Source organism: Clostridium sp. D33t1_170424_F3 (assembly GCF_015667585.1).
In the GTDB taxonomy this organism is placed as follows: domain Bacteria; phylum Bacillota; class Clostridia; order Oscillospirales; family Acutalibacteraceae; genus Anaeromassilibacillus.
Genome location: NZ_JADPEG010000005.1, coordinates 40,330 through 62,945, shown reverse-complemented (window position 1 = coordinate 62,945; position 22,616 = coordinate 40,330). Strand labels below are relative to the sequence as shown.

Genomic DNA, 22,616 nt, shown 5'->3' with positions numbered 1-22,616 from the left:
GTGCAGAACATGTGGATGGCGACCGCCAACGACGGCCTGGCGCTCGTGGCCTACGGCCCGAACAGCGTCACCGCGAAGGTCGCGGACGGCAAAACCGCCAAATTTGTGCAGGAAACCGATTATCCGTTCAAGGATGCTGTACATCTGACCTACGACGGCGAGACGGCAAGCTTTGAACTCCAGCTGCGTATTCCTGAATGGGCCGTTGCTCCGACCGTTACTGTCAACGGCGAAGCGCAGGAAGGCGTCGTCTCCGGCGAATACTTCACTGTGACCCGTGAATGGAAAGCGGGCGACGAGATCGACCTGCGCCTGCCCAGCGAAATCGAGACCTCCACCTGGTACAACGATTCCGTCGCGGTAGAAAAAGGCCCCCTGATTTTCAGCCTGAAAATCGAAGAGGATTGGCGCACCGAGGAATCCAACGACGCGCGCGATATCAAAGCCGCGCATCAGGAGCAGTCCCCCCTGCGCGAAATCTATCCCGCCAGCCGCTGGAATTACGGCCTGATCGTCGACCGGGCCAATCCCGCGGAAAGCTTTGAAATTGTCGAACAGGACGAAGTGGCGCTGCAGCCCTTCAGCATCGACAACGCGCCTGTCGTGCTCAAGGCAAAGGGCCAGATCATCCCCGAATGGCGTCTGGACGGCAACCTCGCCGGACCGCAGCCCTTTGGCCCCACCCCTTATAACGCAGAACTGGTGGAGGATATCGAGCTGATCCCCTACGGCAGCGGCCGCCTGCGCATCACACATTTCCCCCAGATTGGCGAGCCCTCCGATACCATTTTGAAACCCGCAGACGTATATTCCAAGGTTCTCACGGTCAACGGCGTGACCTATCAGGAATTTGACAACGTGGTCGTTCCCGCTGCAAAGAATTATACCCTGCGCATCGCGGGCAGCGGCGCCGGCACGGTCATCATCAACGGCAAATATGAGCAGGCCATCGACCTCTCCTCCGGCGAGGCGACAATTGAAAACCTGGCAAATCTGCTGTCCGGCGATTTCCGTTTTAAAGCAGGCCAGTACAATAACATCCGTTTCACCGGAGATGTAACCGTCGATGAAATCGAAGTCCTCCCGGTCAAACGCTCCATCGACAGCCTGCGCGTGATTCTGGCGAAGCGCTCCGGTACTTCCGCCACCCTGCTGACCAATCTGGACCCGCAGGAAACCCCGTTCTCCGTCTCTTACGGCGTGGAAGGGGAAGACTTTACCCGCACCGTCACCGGCTACGAGAACGGCACGATCGTGCTGAACGGTTTGGACGAAACCGCTGCCTACACGGTAACGGTAACCGCCATGATCCAGGGTGAAGCCGTCAGCGAAACGCGCGTCCTCGCCCCGTCCTCTGAAGAGGACGTCCTCAAGCCCGACCCCAACGCGATGAAGGCCTCCTACTCCGGCTTTGGCAGTGTGGAGGACACCCGGCGCGACTGGACAATCTATGACCCGGAGGGCCTGGTGGAAATCCAGCCCGCGGGCGACGACGGCTCCCAGATCCACTTTGGCGACGGGGAACGCGTCAAGGCGGTTCTTAATATCGACGGATCCGACGAATGGACCGACTACGTGGCGGAAGGCCGCGTGACCATCGATGAAAACAAATACAGGGACGTCGGCCTGATCTTCCGCGGCACCAAATTTGGCAACAACGCCGACGAATACCAGGGCTACTACGCCGGCGTCGGCAAGAACGGCATCGTCATCGGTTATGCGGACGGCGCATGGCACTACATCAAGACCATCGATCAGAAATTCGAGGCCGGCCAGACCTACACCATCAAAGCGGTCGTGCGCGGTTCGTATTTCGCCATCTATGTGGACGACGTCCTGGTTCACCGCTTTTACGACACCCGCTATGCGGTCGGCACCGTGGGATTCCGCTCCTGGAAAGAGGCTTTTGTCGCGAACGGTGTGGACGTCCGCCCGGTGACGGAAGAGGACCTGAAGGTCTTCGAAGATTTCCAGCCCGATACCGGCAACGGCGGCACAATCTACCCGGAGTACGTTGAGGCAAATTTCTCCGACGACTTCGAAGATGCGGACGATTCCAATGCCAAATGGACCAAATACGGTAACACCGACCGGATCCGCGTGGAAAACGGCCAGCTGCACTTTGACAGCAACGACAACGTCAAGGCGGCGGCGGGCGACGAGGCCTGGAGCGACTATGTCGTACAGGCGGACATCACGCTCACACCGGGAGACAACAACGCGGGTATCATGTACCGCAGCACAAACATCGGCAACGGCGCCGACGGCTACAACGGCTATTATTTCGGCATTGGCAACAATTTCTGGACGGTCGGCTACGCAAACGGCGGCTGGAACAGCCTGTTCAGCGATCAGGGAAACTATTCGGCCGGAAACACGTATACCCTTAAAGTAATTGTCTGGCACGACAAGCATCAATTCTATGTAGACGATACACTGGTCCGCGAGTGGGAAGACACCTCCCGCCGTTACAAGAACGGCAAGATCGGCCTGCGCAGTTGGAACCGTGCATTTGACGGGGACAACATACTGGTCCGCCCGCTGACGGACGAGGAACTGGCGGATATCCAAAAACCCGCGCAGATGAACGCAGAGATCACTTCCGCGCACAATACCCTTCTCATCGACTACCCGGTGGTCGGTGCGAACGGCTACAAAGTCCTGTACGGCACGGAGCCCGGCGTATACGCACATGAGGAAACCAACGTCCGCTACAGCGGCCACACAAGAGACAAGGTCGCTTTCAGCGTACCGGAAGCCGGCTCCTACTACGCGCGCATCTTCGCACTGAAAGACGGCAAGGAAATCGGCCTCTCCGACGAGCTGACGACTGTCACCGACTATATCGAAAGCACGGAAAAAGACCGTGAAAAACTGGCGGCGATGCTGGCGGAGGCCAAATCGCTGGATCCCTCCGCGTTCACCAAGACCAGCCTTGCCCGCCTTGAGCGCGCGATTTCCGACGCGGAAGCCATGCCGGAAAACGCCAGCCAGATGGACGTCGCCCTGGCGGTCCGTCTGCTCTATTCCGCGATGAACGCCCCGTCCTCCGAGGACTTCACCCCCGTCATCCCGCCGGAAACCAACAAGGTCTCCGTGCGCTACACCGTCAATACAAACCTCACCGTCAACGGCGAGGAGCAGCCGCTCTCCGATCTGATCGGCCTGTATACCGCAGAGACGGATGAAACCTTGACCCTGACCTTTGTCCCGGCCATAGAGGGCCGCACGCTTCTCTCCGCTGCCTGCAACGGCACGGACCTCTCCTCTCAGATCGACTTTGACAGCGAGACTGGAGAAAGCGCCTTCACCTACACCGCCAAGCCGGGCGACGAGCTGCAATTCACCTTTACTCTGGTCAACAAAATGATCCTCCGCCAGACCGTCGACACGGCGGAAGCGCTGCAAAACGGGCCGGAATACGAGGCGGCAATCGGCACGGTTCAGACCGCGTTCGACAACGCGCTGAAAAACGCGCAGGCCGTATACGCCGACCAGACGGCGTCCCAGGAAGCGGTTGACGATGCCTGGTCCCGGATGCTCAAGGTCATCCACCTGCTGAGCTTCGCGGAAGGCAGCACGGATGAACTGGAAAGCCTGCTGGCCATCGTCGACGCCCTGAATGAAAACGGCTACACCCCGGCAAGCTGGGCGGAGCTGCAGGCCGCCGCAGACGAGGCCAGAGCGCTGATCGCCGAGCCAGAGCCGCTGAAGGCGGACGTGGACAAGGCCTACAAAGCTTTGAAAGACGCTTTGATGAATCTGGTTGAAGCGACCAACAAGGAAACGCTCCAATATTATTTTGACACCGCTTCCGGCATTGACCTCGACCTGTATCTGGAAGCAGGCAAGGATGCGTTCCGCGCAGCGCTTGCCAACGCGGAAAAGGTCCTGGACAATGCCAACGCCACACAGGAGGAAGTCGACGCGGCGGCTTCCGCGCTCAGCGAAGCCATGGCAAACCTTCTCCTGATCCCGAACAAGGACGCGCTGAAGGCTTCCGTCGAGAAGGCGGAAACCGTGGATACCAGCAAATACACAGCGGCAAGCGTCCGCACCTTCCAGAAGGCGCTGGACAACGCCAGAATCGTATTAAACAATCCGCAGGCGACCGAGCAGCAGGTACAGTCCGCGGATAAGCAGCTGACCAGCGCACAGAACGCACTGGCCGTAAAGAATACCGGCAAGAGCAACAGTAAAACCACCCACACCGCGCCTGCCAACACCTACGGCGCGGAGGGTACCGCAACAGTCGGCGCAGATGTGGCGAAGGCAGCATCGGTCGTTTCCGACACCACCGTGAACTTTACCCTGAAGAGAGGCAGCGCATACTGCTTCAAGATGACGGTCGTCAACGGCAGCGGCCAGGCCCCAAGCTTCACCGTGGGCAACGGCGATGTCCTCAAGACCCAGTTTGTCGCACAGATCGGCACTGTCTATTACTACAGGGTCTGGGCGGTCGGCGCACCGGGCGCAAGCGCGGGCGTTTACACCACCCTGAACAGGCAGCCGGTTAAGCATTGCACCGTGACAATCGGCTGATTGCTGTCATTAAAAGATGTGACAAGTGCGATCCCACCGGAACACCGGTGACAATTGACTGAATACCGTTCGGATAAGGATTAAAAAACACCCTCTGCGCGAATTGTCGCGCAGAGGGTGTTCGTATGTTTCAGGGTTCCCGGGCCTGCTGTTTTCTTTTGGCGCGCAGCTCTTTAAAAAAGCTGGAAAGCTCGGCGGCACACGCCTCCTCCAGCACGCCGCGCACCACCTGCGGCGCATGGTTGTACGGTAAGGCAAACAGGTTGACCACCGAGCCGCAGGAACCGGCCTTCCGGTCCCCCGCGCCGTATACCAGCCGCGGAATCCGGGCGTTGATGATCGCGCCCGCACACATGGGGCACGGCTCCAGCGTCACATACAACTCGCACTGCCAGAGCCGCCAGCCGCCCAGCGCGCGGCACGCGCCGTCGATGGCCTCCAGCTCCGCGTGGCAGAGGGCGTTTTTGCCCGTCTCCCGCCGGTTGCGTCCGGTGGAAACGATGCGGTCCTCATGGACCACAACCGCGCCGACGGGGACCTCCCCTTCCAGCGCGGCCTGCCGGGCAAGCTCCAGCGCCGCGCGCATATAGGTTTCATCCCGTGTTTCCAGCACTCATCCCTCCATCCGGTATGCAAACGGCAGCAGTTCCTCCGCGTACTGTTTGAACATCCCGTCGTCCGTATCCTCCAGAATCACCGCACATTTGGGCGCGTAGTCCAACAGGATCTGCCGGCAGTTGCCACAGGGTGGGACCACTTCCTCCCCCTGCGCGCCGCGCACCGCTACAATACAGGTGAAATCCCGTTCGCCCGCTGTAATCGCCGCGCCGAGCGCCACCTGCTCCGCACAGGCCCCGTGCAGGGAATACAGGTTGACGCCGGTAAAGATCTGCCCATCGGCGCACCGTACCGCCGCGCCCACCGTATGGTTGAACTGGTCCGCGTCGTAATTGCGCGTAATCGCCTCACGGGCGCACGCGAGCAGCTCGTAATCCGCCGGTTCCAATTGCTTTTTCATCAAATTTCCTCCTATAGATACAGCATCAGGAAGCAGGACAGAATGCAATATACAAGCAGCACAATGGCTCCCGCATTGCCCACCAGTTTCCCAAATTTCTGCGAACCGCGGAGCGTGCTGGCAGAACGCTCCACCGAAAAGAAGCGCTGCCGGCGCACCGCCAGGAAAATCACCGCAATGATCCCCAGCACAATCCAGATATAAAACGCCAGCATATACAGGGCGTTGGCCATTCCATCCCCCATCTGCCGTTCCAGCAGGGTCACGGCCGCCGCCATCCCGTTGTTGATAAAGTGGATGACAATGGACACCCACAGGTTTCCCGTCTTGACCACGACAAACGCCAGCACCAGCCCGCACAGGAACGCGAACGGAATCTGAATAAAGTTGCCGTGGAACATGCCGAACAGAAACGCGGAGCCCAAAATGGCAAAACCATCGCCAAAGCGGCGCAGCCCGTGCAGAATTGCCCCGCGGAAGACCAACTCCTCCACGATGGGCGGGATTACCGCCAGAGAGATAAAATACAGGATTTGAATGGACGGCTCGCCGTTGAGCGGGGAATCCGGAAGCGTGCCGTTCACACCCAGACGGTCCAGCAGGTCGGCAACCCAGTTTGCCGGGTAATTCGCCAGCATGCAGACGCCCATCCCCAACCCGATGCAGGCAAGGGAGGTGCCGAATTTTGTCTTCTGGAACGGAAGCGCGGCGGCCAGAGGAACACGCTTGATCTTGAGATAAAACAACGGCGGGATCGCAAACGCCAGGATATAAGTGACGCCGTTGACCAGATAATACAAAAGGGGCGTGTATCCGCCGTACTCGTTATTTCCCAGCCATCGGAACCCGACCGATTGCAGAAACAAGTTGGCGGCGGAAGGAATGGACACCATCAGCGCCACAACAACGACCAGCATCCAACACAGGCCGCAGGCGGTTCTTCCCAGGCTCCGCTTCTCCTCCGGGTTGCCCAGGTCGCCGGGGACTGCCGGCTGCATATATGGATACGGCGCGGCCGGCGGCTGCACCGGATACGGCACATAGACGCGCTCCTGCGGAATCTGCGTGTTGGGCGGATATACCATAAGAAAACCTCCTTTAATCACAGGCCGGATAAACCGGATAAACAGGCAAATAACTAAATAAATTGTATTATAGCATACCCCACTCCGCGATGCAAACAAAACGTCGGTTGACCGCCGGGCCGCGCGGTGGTAAAATGCATGGGTGTGAAAGACCGCCGTGCGGCGGATTGGGAAAGGCGGATGATGAAACAGATGACAAAACCATACCAGGGCGCTGTATTTTTCGACGCGGACGGCACGCTCATCGACGGACCGGCCGGCGTGTTTTCCCCCACCCCGAAAACCTGTGCGGCCATTGCGCGCCTGCAGGAGCAGAACATCCTCACCGTACTTGCGACCGGGCGCTCCGAGTGTTACATTTTGCCGGACCTGCGGCGGTTCGGCTGCTATATCACCGCAAACGGCGCGCACGCCGAATGCGGCGGCGCGGTAATCCATGACCGGGCGATCGCTTCCAACGCATTGCGTGACCTGACCGCTTACCTCGACGGGGCGAAACTCAACTATGTGCTGGAAACGCCCGCTCTCTGCTACTGTAAGGATCTGAACGAACGCTGTTTTCACGGCATGATGCAAAAATACGGCTTCCCAAAAGAAAACTTCCTGCCGCTGTCCTCTCTGGATGGGCTGAAAATCAACAAGCTGATGGTCATGTACGACGCGATGGACAAGCGGGACCGCTTTCTGCGCGACTTTGGCGACCGGTACGACATCACGGACCAGCCCGGCAACCAGGCCTGCGACGTCGGGCAAAAGGGCGTCTCCAAAGGGTCAGGTGTGGAACAGGTCCTGGCGTATTTTCATATCCCGCGCGAAAGCGCCTGCGCATTTGGCGACGCGGACAACGACTATGACATGCTCGCCGCTGTGGGAACCGGCGTCGCCATGGGCCGCCACACAAAGCGGCTGGAGGAAGTCGCCGCGTTTGTAACCGGCACGGTGCAGGAAGACGGGATCGACACGGCGCTGCGCAAACTCTGCCTGATCTAAAATATGCTCCAATTTTTGCTTGACAGCGAAAACGGCGCATGATAGACTATATACATACCAAACGAATGTATGAAAAGAGGCGCCCGCATGGCACGCAACAAATACCCGGAAATCACCGAAAACCGGATTCTGGACGCGGCAACCAGGCTGTTCTGGGAAAAGGGATATGAACAAACCACCATTCAGGACATCGTAGACGCGCTGGGCGATTTGAGCAAGGGCGCGATTTACCACCATTTTAAATCGAAGGACGACATTGTCAATGCCGTTTGCGACCGCATCAGTATGGAAATCAATCCTTTTGATAAGATTAAAAATGCGCCGGGGTGGAATGGATTTCAAAAGATCCGTCAATTGTTTTTGCTCTCGCTGTCCAATAAAAAGCAACGTGAAATGTTTCATCTGTTTCCTTCCCTTTTAAAAAACCCGCGCTTCCTGACGCAGGCGCTGGAGGAATGTATTTCCATGGCGCCGTTGCTGCAGGAAATTATAGAAGAGGGAAACGCGGACGGCTCCCTTTCCATCGCCTACCCCCAACAGGCGGCGGAAACCATTTTGCTGTTGGTGAACATATGGATCAATCCCATTGTATTTTCCGTGAGCCGGGAGGAATTCTCCCAAAAGCTCCGCTATCTGGCGGATTTCCTGAATAACCTTGGATTGCATATTATTGATGAGGAAGTCTGGGCCGCAGCCATCGATTTTCGCGACAGCATTATTCCTGAATAGGCCATTCTTGTATGAATGGCTTTTCTTTTCTCTCTTTTCATACCTTCGTTCGGTATCTATCGACTGTTTCCAGCAATGAGAACCACATACTATATTACTTTGAAAGAGGGCGGTATCCTTGTACCAGAAACTCATGAACCGGGACTTCTCCCTGGTTGTCGTCGGACAAATCATTTCCCTGTTCGGCAACGCCATTCTGCGCTTTGCCCTGCCGCTGTATCTGCTGGACCAGACCGGCTCCACCGCTCTGTTCGGCACAGTGCTGGCAATCTCGATGATTCCCATGATCCTGTTTTCTCCTATCGCGGGCATGGTGGCAGACCGCGTCAACCGCCGGAACATTATGGTTGCGCTTGATTTCATCACCGCACTGCTGGTCGTCGCGTTCGGTTTTTTATCCGGTATCGGCAACGCGTCGGTGCTCATCGCCGTGATGCTGGTGTGCCTCTCCGTGATTCAGGCGTTTTACCAGCCGGCGGTACAGGCCAGCATTCCTGTGTTGTCCAGTGAAGAAAATCTGCTCAAATCCAACGCCATCATCAACCAGGTGCAGGCGCTCTCCAGCCTGCTGGGCCCCATTCTGGGCGGCCTGCTCTATACGGTCTGGGGCCTGACGCCCGTCGTGTGGGCCAGCGCGGCCAGCTTTTTTGTCTCCGCGGTGATGGAGATTTTTATCCACATCCCCTTCCGGAAGCTGGACTCCTCCGGCGGCGTGCTGGCCACCGCCAAAAACGACCTGAAGGAAAGCCTGCATTTTATGACGCGGGAACGTCCCATCATTTTAAAGGTGCTGGTCTTTGTCTCGCTGTTCAACCTGTTTCTGAGCGCCATGGTCACGGTGGGCGTCCCCTCTTTAATCAAGGTGTCATTACAGCTTCCCGACTCGCTGTACAGCCTGACGCAGGGCCTTTTGGCGGGCGGCGCATTGGCGGGCGGCATCCTGACCGGCGCGCTGGCGTCCCGCCTCTCTCTGCGGCAGATGCACCTGGTCCTGCTGGCGGCGGCATTGGTTCTATTGCCGATGGGTTTTTCCCTGCTGGTGGGCGCGCCTGCGATGGTCTCCTACGTAATTATTACCGCCTGCGGCTTCCTTTTCATGGCGATGGGCACGCTGTTCAGCGTCATGATGCTGTCCTTCCTGCAAAAGGAGACGCCCAACCACCTGATCGGCAAGGTCATCGCCTATGTGCTGGCGCTTGCCATGTGCTCCCAGCCCGTCGGGCAGGCGATGTACGGCTTCTTATTTGAGGCGCTGTCGGAGCACACATATGTCATCATTTTTGCCGGCGTGCTGATTGCCTCCCTGACCGCGCTGGTTTCCAAAAAGACCTTCAGCAACCTGTCTCAGCTGGAGACAGCCGAAGCCGGTTGATCTCATTATGATTCCGGACGCTGTATCAAAATAGAAAACAGTGCGGATCGCAGCGATCCGCACTGTTTTTTTACGGTTCTTCCGCCGCCGGGAATTTATAGCTTTCCTGGTAGAAAGCCTCTCTTTCGCGCACATACGCGGAGGGCGTCACCCCGCAGACCGATTTAAAATCACGGATAAAATGCGCCTGATCGTAATATTGCAGGCGGTGCGCAATCTCCGTCAGGCTCATGCCGCCGGATTGAAGGATTCGCAGAGCCTCGTTGACGCGCAGCAGCCTGCTGTACGTCTTGACGCCCATGCCCAGAGATTCCCGGAACAGGCGGTTTAAATGGCGCTCGCTGTAGCAGCTCTCCTGCGACAGCGCCCTGACCGGCAACGTTCCGTGCCTGCGCCGCAGCTCCGGCAGCAGCAGCGCGGGCAATCTGGCTTCCGGCCCCCGTTCCAGCCGGTTTAAAAAAAACCGGTCCGTCCGCTCCACCAGCTGCCGCAGATCCGCCGCCTGCTCCGCGATTTCTATCAGGCCGGAAAACGGCTGTATCACCTCGGAAAACATGCGCACATCGGTCAGTTCCCGCTGCGGGACGCCGGAGAACCGGTGCGCGCCGCAGGGAAGAAACTCCACAAAGAAGCGCTGCACCAGATCCAGGTCGTTTGTTACCTCCACCGTCTGGGTGGTCGGCCCCCAGAAGTGCCCTTCCACCTTCGCAGGACCAAAAGCGAACACCAGGCAGCCGCTTGCATCCGGAACCAGCCGCAGCGTTTTCGGCCCGCCCTTCTCCACCGCGTAGGAAAACGTATAGTGCGCGATATACGGCTGTAAAAGGGGATGGGGCCGGATATACAGCCGTTCGCTGGTTTTACGCATCAGCTGCGGTAAAGGCCGGTTCAGAAAATCCTGCATGTTTTTCTCCTGTTGTTCTCATAAAGGTAACCTGTTATTTTGCCAGCGCGTTCTCCAGCTGCTCCCGGATGCTCTGCGCGGAATGCCCATACCGCAGAGAACCGTTGGAGCCGATGTGAATCCCGACCAGCTCCCCCTTGCCATTCAGCAGCGGCGCGCCGCTCGCGCCCTGCGTGCTGAACTCGTCGCTGAGGATATAGCCGATCTCTTTTCCGTCGTCCTGCGTCACCACGCAGGGATACAGACAGTCGTCGTAATAGACGGAATTATCATGGTCCAGCCAGGCCGCCAGATAGATCACATCGCCCATCTCGCAGGGGTCCGCCGCAAACGGAATTCCGCCCATCGCACCTGCCCCGTCCACGTAAAACGCGGCAAGGTCCCTGTCCGGGTTCCCGTTTTCAGAAACGGATTCCGCATCCGGGATCGGCACAACGCCGGCCACCGTTCCTGAACTTTCACCCCCGTCGCCGAGGACGTCGTACAAATCGCCGCCCGATATGTAACCAGTCAAATCCCGCAGGTCCACGTCCATCTCATCGGATGTAAAATAGTGGCAGGCGGTCAATAACAGAGGCCGGTCGCTCAAATCGGTTTTGGCCAGAAACGACGTGCCCGCCATAAAGTCCCCTTCCACAGACTTCCAGTCCACGTCAAATACGGTATTCGGTTCCAGCGCCTCAAACTCCGGCAGCGGCAGATAATCCGTATCGGGAACGCTGCGCCCGTCGCTGTCCGTCAGCATATTTCCATCGCTCAAGTCGGACATGATCCGGCCGAGCGCCTGATTCTGGTCCGCGGCGCCGTTCAGCTTTACCAGGGACGCACAGCCCACTGTAGAAGCCATCAGCGCACAGGCCGTCAATACTGCAATCATCTTTTTCATGTTTTTCCCTCTCATTCTCCCTTTTTTGCAGGTATGGATTTCAGTATAGCATCAATTCGCGCAAAAGAAAAGCGGCCGCGCAGTACGCAGCCGCCGGAAACTATTTCCTGTATTACAGCACAAGGGAGGGCGCCGCATAAACGCGCGCCGCCAGCTCCGCATCCAGCATATAGAGCGATTTGGGATCGGATCCGTAGAGGTTCATCTTTTTCACCAGATCCTCCGCGTTTTTTTCTTCCTCGCCCTGCTCCTTGACAAACCAGTCCAGGAACTGCATGGTACGGAAATCCTTTTGGGTATATGCCGCGTCGTAGATCGTGTGGATCAATTCCGTGACATAGCGCTCATGAGCCAGCCCGGCCTCCAGAACGATCAGATGGTTCTCAAACGTCTGCACCGGGCGTTCCACCGCCTCCAGAACCACCTTTTTACTGTTGTTTTGCAGATATTTCAGGAACAGCATCGCATGGTCCCGTTCCTCCTGCGCCTGTACCTGATACCAGTTGGCAAAGCCGTCCAAACCTTCGTCCGTAAAGTAATTGGAGAAGGCCAGATACAGATAAGCCGAATAAAATTCCTTGTTAACCTGCGTATTTAAAAGCTCCGTCACTTTTGTATCCAACATTTTGCTCACTCCTTCTGCCGTTATTATAGCGCCGGCGTTTTGCTTTTGCAAGGGGTTGCTGTCGATTGATCCGCTGTCACGCTTTTTTCCGTGTGGAATAGAATGGAAAAAAGACAAAAGGCGGTGATTGCTTGGGCAATTCCATTTTTGCGGCGCTGGAATCGCTGGTTCTGGTGACCGCGCTTTCTGTAGACGCATTCGTCGCCAGTTTCGCCTACGGCGCCAACAAGATCAAAATCCCGTTCCGCTCCGTCGCGGTGATCACACTGGTGTGCAGCGCGATCCTTGCCGTTTCCCTGTCCCTCGGCTCATTGGTGCGCCCCTATGTTCCCGCCCATCTGGCAGGCGTCGTCTGCTTTGTGATCCTGTTTCTGCTGGGAATTGTCAAGCTCTGCGACAGCGCGCTGAAATCGATGATCCGCAAATCGCGGGGTCTGCATAAAAAGATTTCTTTTTCCGCTCTGCACCTGGATTTTATTCTCGACGTGTACGCCAACCCGGAAAACGCGGACTGCGACTGTTCCAAAACGCTCTCCCCCGCAGAGGCCGCGCCGCTGGCGGTAGCCCTTTCCCTGGACGGACTGGCGGTCGGCTTCGGCGCCGCCATCGCGAGCGTCGATCCCGTACAGGCGGTGATTTTTTCCCTCGCCGCAAACATCATCGCGGTTGGCTTCGGCTGCTTTCTCGGCAACAAGGTGGCGGAGAGGCTTTCTCTCGACCTGTCCTGGCTGAGCGGCCTGCTGCTGATGGTGCTGGCGTTCCTGAAATTATCCTGACAGCACATACCATTCGTATACGAACATAACACACCTCCAAACAAACGCCCCGGACGGAACGAATTCACGTTCTGCCCGGGGCGTTTTATGCGTCATCGCTTATCAGGCGATTGTAACCGTGCAATGCTTCTGCGGCTCACCGTTGGATATTTGGGTATACACGCCCGTGCTGGCGCCCGGTGTGCCGACCGCCCACACGCGGTAAGTGTATACATTGCCCATCTGGGAAACCGCCTGCGTTTTCAAAACACTGCCGTTGCCCACGGTGAAGTTTGGCGCAAAGCCGGTTCCATTGGAAACCGTGATCCGCATCAGCGCTGATTCGCCTCTTCTGAGCGTGAGCGTCTCCGTCGTATCGCAGCGGACGGACGGCGCGCCAAGCTGCACCAAAACTCTGCCGTCCGCGCCGTAGGTATTATACGCCACCGGTGCGGAACCGCCGCTCTTCTTCACCACAACCGGCTGCTTTGCTTCCAGAGCCGCCTTTGCCGCCAGAAGATTTTTGTAAGCCGCTTCCACATCCTGCTCCGTCGCGTCCGGATCGTCTGCGACTGCCAGCGCCGCGTTCCGCATGGAGCGGAAACGATTCGCGCTGGACGCTGTGTATTTGTCCAGACGCAGGTTCTCCGTCTCGCCCAGCAGGTCCTTCAGCGCATCCTTGTTCGGGATTCTCTGCAAAACCAGCATCGCCTTTGTGAGCGCATCCGCCGCCGCGTCGATTTCCTTCTGGGACGCTCCCGCATCCAGCTCTCTCGCCGCGTTCAGCGCGTTGCGGAAGGCCTTCTGGCCAACAGGCAGATACTTTTCCTCCAGGACTTTCTCAATCTCCTCCGCCTGTGCAAGCACCGTGTTCAGCATATCCCAATCCGCTTTGTAAACCAGGGAGACCATCGCCGCGTTCAGGTCCGACGCCGCTTCTCTGATCTCCTTGTCCATTGCGTCCGCGTCGTCATAGACCTCCTGCGCCGCCGCCAGAACCAGCTCATACGCCGCCCAGCTTTCGGCTGTGTAGTCGTCCTGCTCCAAAGCTGCCGCGGTGTCCAGCGCTTCCTTCAGGACGGTCTTGTCGCCCTTTGCAAAGCTCAGGTACTGGATGACGTTGAGCATCTTTGCCCATGCGTTGTCGATGTCCTTCTGCGATGCATCCGCCTGCGCCTCGACTGCAACCGCCTTATCGAGCGCCGCGTCGAACAGCTTCTGTACGGACGGCACCGCCGCGTTGTATTCGTCGCCATCCTTGAGTCCTTCCGCAATCTCGATTACGGTGCGCAGCACCTGCTTGTTCACAACGGTGAACGCAAAGTCCAGCGCGGTATCTGCGTTCGGCATCTTGCCGGTATAGGTGTAGGATTCCATATCTTTCAGGGCCGCCGGTTCCCCGTTCACGGTTACACCTGCAAACTCTCTGCCCTCCGCCGTGGGGGTGAAGGTCAACGTTACAGCGTCGTCCGCCATAACCGTTGCTTCGTACCTGCCAATCAGGTTGGCAAGCTTGACATCCTCGCCTTCAATGGAAAGCTGGGCGTGCTTCGACGGGAAGGTGACATTCAGCGTGCGCTCCACGGCAATGTCCGATTGGACGGCAACGGTGCATTCTGCTGTCAGGCCCTCCGGATTGGAAACCTGCTCCGTTGCCTGCAAGATCCCCTTCAGCGTATACGCACCCTCGCTCGCCGCATCATAGCCGCCAACCCATATCACGGACAGCGCGGCTTCCGACCCGTCGTCCAATACGACGTCAACCGTATCCGGCAGTTTCGCATCCGCAAGCGCGGTATGCAGGCCGACTTTCTTTGCCTCAACCGGCTTGACAGACTGTACCTGCCGCTCCGCCGCCGGCGCTTCTTCCATCGGCGTCAGGAACTTTGTATCGCCCCAGGAGCAGTGCGCGCTCCAGTCGTGCGCCACGTATTCCGCCTTGAGCGTGATGGTCTGCGCGGTTTCGTCAAGCGGGAGGTTGATTTCCGCCTGTTTCGTATAGCCGTTCGCGTTTTTCAGCTCAAACTTCACTTCGTCGTTGACCAGTACCGTAAAGTTGATATTCGGCTCATTCGGCTTTGTAATCTCCTGATCGATGCCAACAAAGGTATGGAAGCCGGTATAGCCCTTATCCGCCACATCATAGACGATCACAGAGTTGGCATGAATACCGAAGCCCTTGTCATAGGAGACTACGCCATCCTCGCCCAGCAGGCGGATCGCATTGCCGTCAAAGGATTTATCTTTCTGGATATTGCCCGTGTATCCGCAGGTCGCGCTCTTCCAATCCAAATCGGACAGATAGACCACGCCCGAAGCGGAAACCAATATTTCATACGTTTTAACGGATTGCCCATTCGGCGAGACAACACGCACATAAACGGGGTTTTCACCTTCGTAGAGGGTAATCTCCTGTTCAATGGAGCCGACCGCCTCATAGACTTCCGTTCCGCTTAAAACGGTGATCTTTGACTGCGGCTCAAACGTACTCGCGTGCAGGACCATCTTCCCGCTGTCCGCCTTTGCCGCATAGGAAACCGTGTTGGTATCAAACGCTTCAGACATCTTCGCCCCATCCAAAGAGAGCGCGGCCAGACCCGCGTCGGAATCTGACTGCTTGCGGACCGTCAGCGTGTAATATTTCGGTTTTTCCAGCGTTTCCGGCGTTACCTTAACAATGATCGTGTTGAGTCCGTCCTCCAACTGCACATCGGCGGAACCGGAGTCGATAAAGACGCCGTTTGCCGTAATGCTCACCCTGGCGTTTTCATCCGCCGGGGTAACGCGCAGCGGCAGGACGCCGTTTTCGTCCGCCTCAACGGTAACCACATAATCGGTCACAGACGGGTCAAAGTTTTCTACCGCGCTGATGGATGCCGCGTCCGCATTGGAGGAACCGGTGCGGAACACTACGGCGCGGTACAGCTTTGTGCTGCCGTCCTGCGCCCGCACAGTGATCTCCACCACGTTGCCGCCTGCCGCCAACGCAATGTCCTGTGTGAACTCGTTATCTTCATAGCCGGCGATCAGCCGGTTGTTTACCCGCACGGAAATTCTTGCTGTTTCCTCGGCTGTCTTTAAATGCAGGTTCATGGAGCGCTGTTCTGTCTCCGCCGTGGTCAGGTACGCTTTCTGATCCGCGGAGAAGGCCGGGAAATCCACGCCGTCGGCCTCAAAAACGGCCAGCCGCGCGTCGCTGCCGCCTTTGCGCACAACCGTAAATGTATAGACCTTTTTATTCTGTCCGTTGGGGGAGGTCACTTCCACCGTGAGGATATTCTCATCCTCCGCAAAGACGATTTCACCCGCCAGCGTACCAGTTCCCGAGGCTATTTCCGTTCCATTGAGACAGAGCTTCAGAGCCGCGCCCGGTTCCGCTGTAAATCCAAGCGGCGCGGAGGAAAGGGACGCCGGAGCGGTCATCTCATATGTCTCCCTGCCGGCCTGGAACGATTGATCCAGCACCAGTCCGGAGGGCAGGGATACAGATTCCAGCAGGGCGTTATCCGGCTGCGCTTCGCGGTCCGCAATTTTAACCGCCGCGCTCGCCACAGGCGCGCCCGCGGAACCGTATGCGTCCACCGGGACGACCTCTACGCGAAGATAACGGGAAGCGTCCGCGCTTTGCACCGTGTAGTCTTTTCCTGTTGCATTCGCAATTGGCTGGAACGGCCCTTCGGCGCTGTCCGCCGCGCTCCAGCGGTAAAGGGTGGCGCCTTCCGCGTCGTTTTCCGGATCGGAGAACACATAATCGGCACGCAGTATTTCACCCGCCGCCGGAACGCCGGCAATCGCCGCCTCCGCCGCGGATGGTGCGGTATTGTTGTCCACCAGCGGAATTTCCTTGCCATCCAGGGCAAAATCGGAGAAGGTATATGTCCTTCCGTTGTCCTTGTTGCCCGCATAGAAGCCGATCTTCAAACCGGAACCCGTCAGCGCGCTGTTGGAGGAGGTATCGCCCGTCTGGGTAATGGGCGTCCAGGTTTCTCCGTCCGCGGAATAGGAGCAGGCAAAGTCGGTTCCCGTCTTGACGATGCGCAGGAAAATATCCGTTTCCGCCGCATCGTTCATCAGGCTTTCCTTGGGACTGGCATTTATTTCATTGTTGACCGCCAGTTTTGGACTGCCCGCGTTGTTCTTACGAACCGCCGCGACGTAATTGTTCTGGTCCTTCATGATCACCAGGCCGGCTTCCTCCCAGTCGCTGCCGTTTCCGCTCGTCTTGCCGGCAAGCTTTACCGTCGCGGTAAAATCGCCCTCGGGCGCATCCGTAACAAACACGTTGCGCGCGCCGGTGCCGCCGGCCCACATGCCGCCGCCCTGGCCGGTAATGCTGACGCTCTTTTCTTCGGCATTCAGGCTCCAGCGCGCATCGTCGCTCTGCTGAATGCTCCACCTTCCATTCAGGCCCGTGCCGGAAGGCTTGCTCACCGTGACCAGTTTGGTTCCATAAACCGCGCCGCTGACCGCGGAGGTCGCTGTAACCTCCGCCACACCATAGGAAGTCGTGTGTAATACGCCGTCATCGCCTATGGAAGCAAACGAAGCGGTCTCCCCTGTCGCCGCGTCGCGCACGCTCCAGACAACCTCCTGCGCGGCGTCCGCCGGCATTACTTCCGCCACAAATGAGGCGGAACCGCCAGACGCCAGAACGTTTTGTTCGCCGCGAACCACAATCGCATCGGGAGCCTGATCCTGCGCCCCGGCGCCCGTCACAGTCAAAGCAAGCCTGTTCGATTCAAAAATACGGTCGCCGCAGGCAGTATACGCCCAGATTTCCACCGCACCGCTCTTCTTTGCATGCACCACGCCGTTGGCGTCCACCTCCGCAATGGACGGGTCAGAGCTGACATAGCTGACAGGCCCGGTACCCGGCAGCTGGTTCGCCGCGTTCAGCACGGTGTCTTCCCCGGTGATTGTTACATCGTCCGCCGTCGTGCCGTCCGCCGTGTTGGCGCGCAGGTTGAATCCCGCGTCATACACGTTATCCGCAATTTTTACGTTCTTGCAGGCTCGGAGCTGATACATCTGCGCGCTGTAGGTATTGCCGGACTTGTCCAGATCCGTCGCCAGGCTTCCGCCCGCCGCAAGGGACAGGCTGCCCGCAGAAAGGCTCATCTGTACGTCCGGGTCGTACCGCCGGAAGGTATTCCCTTCAATGGTCAGACCATTCACGCTCTTCGCGTTGATCGGATTGGGGCCGGAGAGATTGAAGATATTGTCCGTAATTTTTATATTCTGGTGAATCTGGTAATTTGGGTCGTTTGACGGGTTGGTCGGCTCGATCAGGATCGCGTTGCTCTGCGGCCGGTCAAACACGTTGCCCGTAATGGTGACGTCGCGTGAGGGGCCCGACTCATACCAGCCCTGTGCGTCACAGGAAATGAAGATACTGGCCATCCCCATACCGTCAAAATAGTTGTCCTTGATGAGAACCGGTTTCCGCGTGGTGACCAGTATTCCACGGGTGGGTGTTTCCACAAAGCGGTTTCCGGTGATCTCCACCTCCGGCGTGTAAGTGATGTTCTCAACCGCATAGCTGTTGTTGTCTCCGGTAATGCCCGGAATCGCCTTGTCCAGCGTGATCTTGATCTGGTTCAGGCTGCCTGCGTTGGGGCCGTCCACCGCGACGACGCGCGCCGTACCGCCCTCAACGGGGATCATTGTACCCTTGGTCACAAATTCGACTTCGTCGCCTACATAATACTGCGGGAAGCCGCCGGTTTCATTGTGCCTGTAGTTCAGCGTAAAGGTCTTGTTGTCCTCACTGACCGCGCCGACCGTCAGATAGGTGCCGTGGATATTGATCGGGTCGTCGTGCGGATTGGTGAAGGTACAGTTTTTGACCGTCACCTTGCCTTTGACAGAGGACATCTGGATGAAATCCGCAAATCCCACCGTGGTCCGGCCGGAACCGGGGCGCGGGGTAAAATCGACGTTGTCCAGCGTGATGGTATCGGAAAGCTGGCCCACCATACCGAAGCCGTGCAGAAAATGTACGTTGACGTCCTTAACCGTCACATCCTTGCTTTCCCAGAAAAAGGTGCCCGGCGTGGTGCGCGTCGTATTGCGCATCTGATAGCAGTATCCAACCGGCGGCATATTGCCTGTATTACTGTATGTAATTTTGACCCGATTGTCTCCAATGTCTTCAATCTTGCTGACATTGCTGAACAAATTGTTGGAGGCGCGCCAGGTTCTGCCGCTGGCATAATCGTAAATCTGCGTATAGGCAAGCCCGTTGGAACCGCTCCAGTAGGGCGCGCCGGTCACCGGGCTTTTTTCACCCTGCCAGCGGATGCTGGTCCCGTCAATGGTATAATTGTAGCACTCCGGGATGTAGGCGACGACGGAGGACCCTTCTCTGGATTCCACTGTCACGTCCACCACCGTCGGGCTGGCAAAGTCGAAATCAAAATTGGTAAACACGACGTTTTCCGAACGGATACTGGCAAAGGTTGTGATATCCCCATGGTACAGGAACATGGACCCGCCGCCGTCGATGGTCACGTCGTGCATATCCTCCACCAGAATGCCGATGTGCTTATCCTTATACGCCTGGTTGGTTCCCACCGTGTTGGAGACATAGAGTTCCCGCACCGGCGCATAATCCGACCAGAACCCATATTCACCCTTGGCGAACAGCAGACGCACCGCCATGCCCTGGTTTTTCTCCTGTTCTTCCTTAGCAAAGGCCAGCGCGCGCTCCACCGCGGCGGCAGAGTCCGTCTTGCCGCTCGGGTCCGCGCCAAAGGCCAGCACGTTTACCTCGATGGCGTCGGCTACAACGCGGCTGGTCCAGCCGTCGAACGTCTCCAAGACGTTTCCCTGCACCGGCGCTTCAGCCGCAAAAGCGATTCCGGTCCCCGCCGGAAGCGCCAGAATCATTTGTACCGCCAACAGAGCGGCGACGCTTCTTTTCAATTTTTTCTTCATTCTGCTTTTACATCCCTTTCCACTTTTCTCCACATTTTACTCCGATGTTAAACGCGATCATTAAGCTTTTATTTTAATAATTCTTAACATCAAAAGTATTATACAAGCAAAACTTATAAATAAAAATGTTTTCTGGAACGATATAAATGCCGGTATCACATTCTTCATTCTTGAATCTCATCAAGGATATTTTTCCTGCTGCGCATTCCCAACACAAAAAGTCCTTTTCTGGGACGATGCGCATCTGGTCGGTCCGGTACGGCTGTTGGATGACAGTGAGATGCTTGTCTATATGCACTATGTCTGGTACATTCGGAATATCAAGGGCAGGGCATTGCGGGAACTCTTATTAAAATGGCCAAAGAGAAGTACAAGGATTATTTGTCTATCGAGATCAGGCCGGAGAAAGCAAAAATGCCGCGTTTTCCAGAAACACGGTTTTCGACTCATGAAGAATGGCGTTGCCATACAGCTATGCAATTTCTCCGACCGCAATATAGGACAATGTTCTCCTTTCCAGTTTGAAGAATACGAAAACAAGCGTTAAAAAAATAGAACGGCCCTTCGGCAATCCGCACCGGGACGTCCCGTCAAATTCACAAAAAGAGCATTATGAACCATCTCAACCCTCACGATTTTCCTCTTGACCATAAAAAGTGCGGAGGCTGCCGCCAATTTTCCTGGCAGCAGCCTCCGCGCTTTTAGCAGTCGTTTGAGAGAAGCGGCGGGCCTCCCTGTTCGCGGCCCGGAAACCGCCTCTCCCGTAACAAAAATATATTTGCTCTTTTTCACCTGCATTCCACCCCTATTGTCCGCTGGCCCCATAGTTTGAAAGGACGCGGGCGGACGGATCGTTCACATCGCACCCGGCCCAGGCTTTGTTTGGCATCCAGAAATCGGAAACCATTTCGCTCTGGCCGGGATAATACTGTTCGAAGAGTTCCCGGTAAAGCAATGATTCCTTGGTAAACGGCCGCGCGTGGGTATACTGCAGGCGCTTTTCCTCAAACGCCTTATCAGTATACATACTGTCTGCATATGCCTTCAGGTCGTCTACCATGGAGTGGCCCACCGCGTCAGAAAACGCCGCCTTTTCCCGGTACAGGATTTCCTGCGGCAGATAATCGCCTTCAAAGGCGTGCCGGAGCAGATATTTCCCTTTTCCATAGCGGTTCCTTTTGAGCTCCGGGTCCACCGACATCACGTATTTGACAAAGTCCAAATCACCAAAGGGCACTCTTGCCTCCAGCGAGTGGACCGAAATGCAGCGGTCGGCGCGCAGGACGTCGTACATATGCAATTCCCGGAGACGCTTCTGCGCTTCTTCCTGAAACGCTCTGGCACTCGGCGCAAAGTCGGTGTATTTATAGCCGAACAATTCGTCGGAAATTTCACCCGTCAGCAGCACACGGATGTCCGTCTGTTCATGAATGGCCCTGCAGACAAGATACATACCGACCCCGGCCCGGATGGTGGTGATGTCATAGGTGCCCAGCGCGGCGATCACCTCTTCCAGAGAGGAAATCACATCCTCCCGGGTGATCAGGATTTCCCGGTGGTCGCTGCCGATATAATCCGCCGCCTCCCTGGCGTATTTGAGATCAATCGCGTCCTTGCTCATGCCGATGGCAAAGGTTCTGATGGGCGTTTTGCTTTTTCGGGCGGCAATGGCGCAAACCAGAGAGGAATCCAGTCCCCCGGAAAGCAGGAACCCAACCTTCGCATCCGCGATCAGGCGTTTTTCCACGCCTGCCACCAGCTTGTCATGGATGTTGCGGCACACCGTTTCCAAGTCGTCATGGCAAATCGTCTCCGGTTCGGAAATGTCGCAATAGCGGATGAATTCGCCGCCCTTATAATAGTGCCCGGGCGGAAAGGGCATGATTTTCCCCGCCAGCCCCACCAGATTTTTGGCTTCACTGGCAAAGAGGATCGCGCCCTTTTGATCATAACCATAGTAAAGCGGGCGGATGCCGATGGGGTCGCGGGCGGCGATAAACTCCCTGGTATCGCCGTCATAGAGAATGCAGGCGAATTCCGCGTCCAGCATCGCAAACATCTTCACGCCGTATTCCCGATAGAGCGGCAGCAACACTTCGCAGTCGCTGTCGCTCTGGAATGTATATTGGGAGGACAGCGCGGCTCTGAATTTTTGGAACCCATAAATCTCGCCGTTGCAGACGATATAGCTGCCATCCAGGCAGAAGGGCTGCATACCGGTGGAATCCAGCCCCATGATGGCAAGCCGGTGAAACCCCAGCAGGCCGTTCCCCGTATTGACGATCCTGCTGTCATCCGGCCCGCGTGAAAGCGTCCGGTCAAAGCCTTTTTGAAAAGCTTCCCATGCGGCGTTCGCGCCGCAGTATCCCATAATCGAACACATATCCATACCCTCCATTGTTGTTCTATACAGCATCCCGAAATTTGTTTCCACTGTAACGATTTCTTTCATAAAAACACAAAAAAGACAAAGACGCCGTCAAGGGATCACCCTCAAAGACGCCTTTGCCTTTCTGTTTGGGACTATACACCCATCAAACAAATTTGTCAACCCCCTTTTTGCAAGTTATACCAACTTTTTCTGCAAAACAAGGTGTTTTATCCAAATTATCCCTTGCAAAATGAATTTTACAAGGCATATCACTTGCATATAAAGAAAGTTGCCCACACATGGGAAACCCATTTTCTCCATGGATCGACACCTTTTACGGCGGCTCTGAAGCGGCACAAATAAAAAGCATGCAGCTTGTTGCCAAAAAATTGACAACACCCAA

13 protein-coding genes are annotated in these 22,616 nt (G+C 56.8%); 5 read left to right on the top strand and 8 right to left on the bottom strand.

The window, feature by feature from the left end; all coding sequences use genetic code 11:
• Nucleotides 1–4,542: 3-keto-alpha-glucoside-1,2-lyase-like domain-containing protein (locus I4V53_RS04555; RefSeq protein ID WP_195984204.1), on the top strand; the 4,542-nt coding region annotated here is incomplete at its 5' end.
• 130 nt (nt 4,543–4,672) lie between these two features.
• Here I4V53_RS04555 and tadA read toward each other — a convergent pair.
• Genes tadA through I4V53_RS04540 form a run of 3 tightly spaced genes read right to left on the bottom strand, consistent with a single transcriptional unit; the run spans nt 4,673 to nt 6,645 of the window.
• On the bottom strand, nt 4,673–5,155 hold the full coding sequence (gene tadA, locus I4V53_RS04550; RefSeq protein ID WP_353616470.1) for a tRNA adenosine(34) deaminase TadA: 483 nt from the start codon (nt 5,153–5,155) through the stop codon (nt 4,673–4,675).
• On the bottom strand, nt 5,156–5,560 hold the full coding sequence (locus I4V53_RS04545; RefSeq protein WP_195984203.1) for a cytidine deaminase family protein: 405 nt from the start codon (nt 5,558–5,560) through the stop codon (nt 5,156–5,158).
• A gap of 11 nt (nt 5,561–5,571) precedes the next feature.
• A complete protein-coding gene (locus I4V53_RS04540) occupies nt 5,572–6,645 on the bottom strand; it encodes a CPBP family intramembrane glutamic endopeptidase (protein WP_195984202.1) in 1,074 nt (357 codons plus the stop codon).
• 138 nt (nt 6,646–6,783) lie between these two features.
• Here I4V53_RS04540 and I4V53_RS04535 point away from each other — a divergent pair, with 138 nt between their 5' ends.
• The 3 genes from I4V53_RS04535 to I4V53_RS04525 all read left to right on the top strand — a co-directional run bounded on the left by I4V53_RS04535 (nt 6,784) and on the right by I4V53_RS04525 (nt 9,736).
• Nucleotides 6,784–7,635: an HAD-IIB family hydrolase gene (locus I4V53_RS04535; RefSeq protein ID WP_195984201.1), complete on the top strand. Its 852-nt coding sequence runs from the start codon at nt 6,784–6,786 to the stop codon at nt 7,633–7,635.
• A gap of 87 nt (nt 7,636–7,722) precedes the next feature.
• The gene (locus tag I4V53_RS04530; RefSeq protein ID WP_195984200.1) at nt 7,723–8,364 is read left to right on the top strand and encodes a TetR/AcrR family transcriptional regulator; all 642 of its coding nucleotides are present in this window, start codon (nt 7,723–7,725) and stop codon (nt 8,362–8,364) included.
• Between the two features lie 118 nt (nt 8,365–8,482).
• Nucleotides 8,483–9,736 carry an MFS transporter gene (locus tag I4V53_RS04525; RefSeq protein ID WP_286167030.1) on the top strand — a complete coding sequence of 418 codons (1,254 nt, stop codon included), beginning with the start codon at nt 8,483–8,485 and terminating at the stop codon, nt 9,734–9,736.
• Between the two features lie 70 nt (nt 9,737–9,806).
• Here the strand turns inward: I4V53_RS04525 and I4V53_RS04520 are convergent, their stop codons facing one another.
• From I4V53_RS04520 to I4V53_RS04510, 3 genes are all read right to left on the bottom strand, one after another.
• Nucleotides 9,807–10,640 carry a helix-turn-helix domain-containing protein gene (locus I4V53_RS04520; protein ID WP_195984199.1) on the bottom strand — a complete coding sequence of 278 codons (834 nt, stop codon included), beginning with the start codon at nt 10,638–10,640 and terminating at the stop codon, nt 9,807–9,809.
• 34 nt (nt 10,641–10,674) lie between these two features.
• Nucleotides 10,675–11,526, bottom strand: a complete 852-nt coding sequence (locus I4V53_RS04515; RefSeq protein ID WP_195984198.1) for a trypsin-like peptidase domain-containing protein — start codon at nt 11,524–11,526, stop codon at nt 10,675–10,677.
• A 112-nt stretch (nt 11,527–11,638) separates the two neighbouring features.
• Complete coding sequence (locus I4V53_RS04510; RefSeq protein WP_195984197.1) at nt 11,639–12,151, bottom strand: ferritin; 513 nt, start codon at nt 12,149–12,151, stop codon at nt 11,639–11,641.
• 131 nt (nt 12,152–12,282) lie between these two features.
• Here I4V53_RS04510 and ytaF point away from each other — a divergent pair, with 131 nt between their 5' ends.
• Entirely contained in the window at nt 12,283–12,927 is a 645-nt protein-coding gene (gene ytaF, locus I4V53_RS04505; RefSeq protein ID WP_207747839.1) for a sporulation membrane protein YtaF, read from the top strand.
• Between the two features lie 102 nt (nt 12,928–13,029).
• Here ytaF and I4V53_RS04500 read toward each other — a convergent pair whose 3' ends face one another.
• The gene (locus I4V53_RS04500) at nt 13,030–19,842 is read right to left on the bottom strand and encodes a cadherin-like beta sandwich domain-containing protein (RefSeq protein WP_195984196.1); all 6,813 of its coding nucleotides are present in this window, start codon (nt 19,840–19,842) and stop codon (nt 13,030–13,032) included.
• A gap of 805 nt (nt 19,843–20,647) precedes the next feature.
• Nucleotides 20,648–22,225: an asparagine synthase B gene (gene asnB, locus I4V53_RS04495; RefSeq protein WP_195984195.1), complete on the bottom strand. Its 1,578-nt coding sequence runs from the start codon at nt 22,223–22,225 to the stop codon at nt 20,648–20,650.
• Between the last annotated feature and the right edge of the window lie 391 nt (nt 22,226–22,616).

What these genes read in the sequence shown, in the direction of transcription:
- I4V53_RS04500 (WP_195984196.1), bottom strand. Translation starts at nt 19,842, where the DNA reads ATGAAGAAAAAATTGAAAAGAAGCGTCGCCGCTCTGTTGGCGGTACAA.
- I4V53_RS04535 (WP_195984201.1), top strand. Translation starts at nt 6,784, where the DNA reads ATGGGTGTGAAAGACCGCCGTGCGGCGGATTGGGAAAGGCGGATGATG.
- I4V53_RS04530 (WP_195984200.1), top strand. Translation starts at nt 7,723, where the DNA reads ATGGCACGCAACAAATACCCGGAAATCACCGAAAACCGGATTCTGGAC.
- I4V53_RS04520 (WP_195984199.1), bottom strand. Translation starts at nt 10,640, where the DNA reads ATGCAGGATTTTCTGAACCGGCCTTTACCGCAGCTGATGCGTAAAACC.
- I4V53_RS04510 (WP_195984197.1), bottom strand. Translation starts at nt 12,151, where the DNA reads ATGTTGGATACAAAAGTGACGGAGCTTTTAAATACGCAGGTTAACAAG.
- asnB (WP_195984195.1), bottom strand. Translation starts at nt 22,225, where the DNA reads ATGTGTTCGATTATGGGATACTGCGGCGCGAACGCCGCATGGGAAGCT.
- I4V53_RS04515 (WP_195984198.1), bottom strand. Translation starts at nt 11,526, where the DNA reads ATGAAAAAGATGATTGCAGTATTGACGGCCTGTGCGCTGATGGCTTCT.
- I4V53_RS04540 (WP_195984202.1), bottom strand. Translation starts at nt 6,645, where the DNA reads ATGGTATATCCGCCCAACACGCAGATTCCGCAGGAGCGCGTCTATGTG.
- I4V53_RS04545 (WP_195984203.1), bottom strand. Translation starts at nt 5,560, where the DNA reads ATGAAAAAGCAATTGGAACCGGCGGATTACGAGCTGCTCGCGTGCGCC.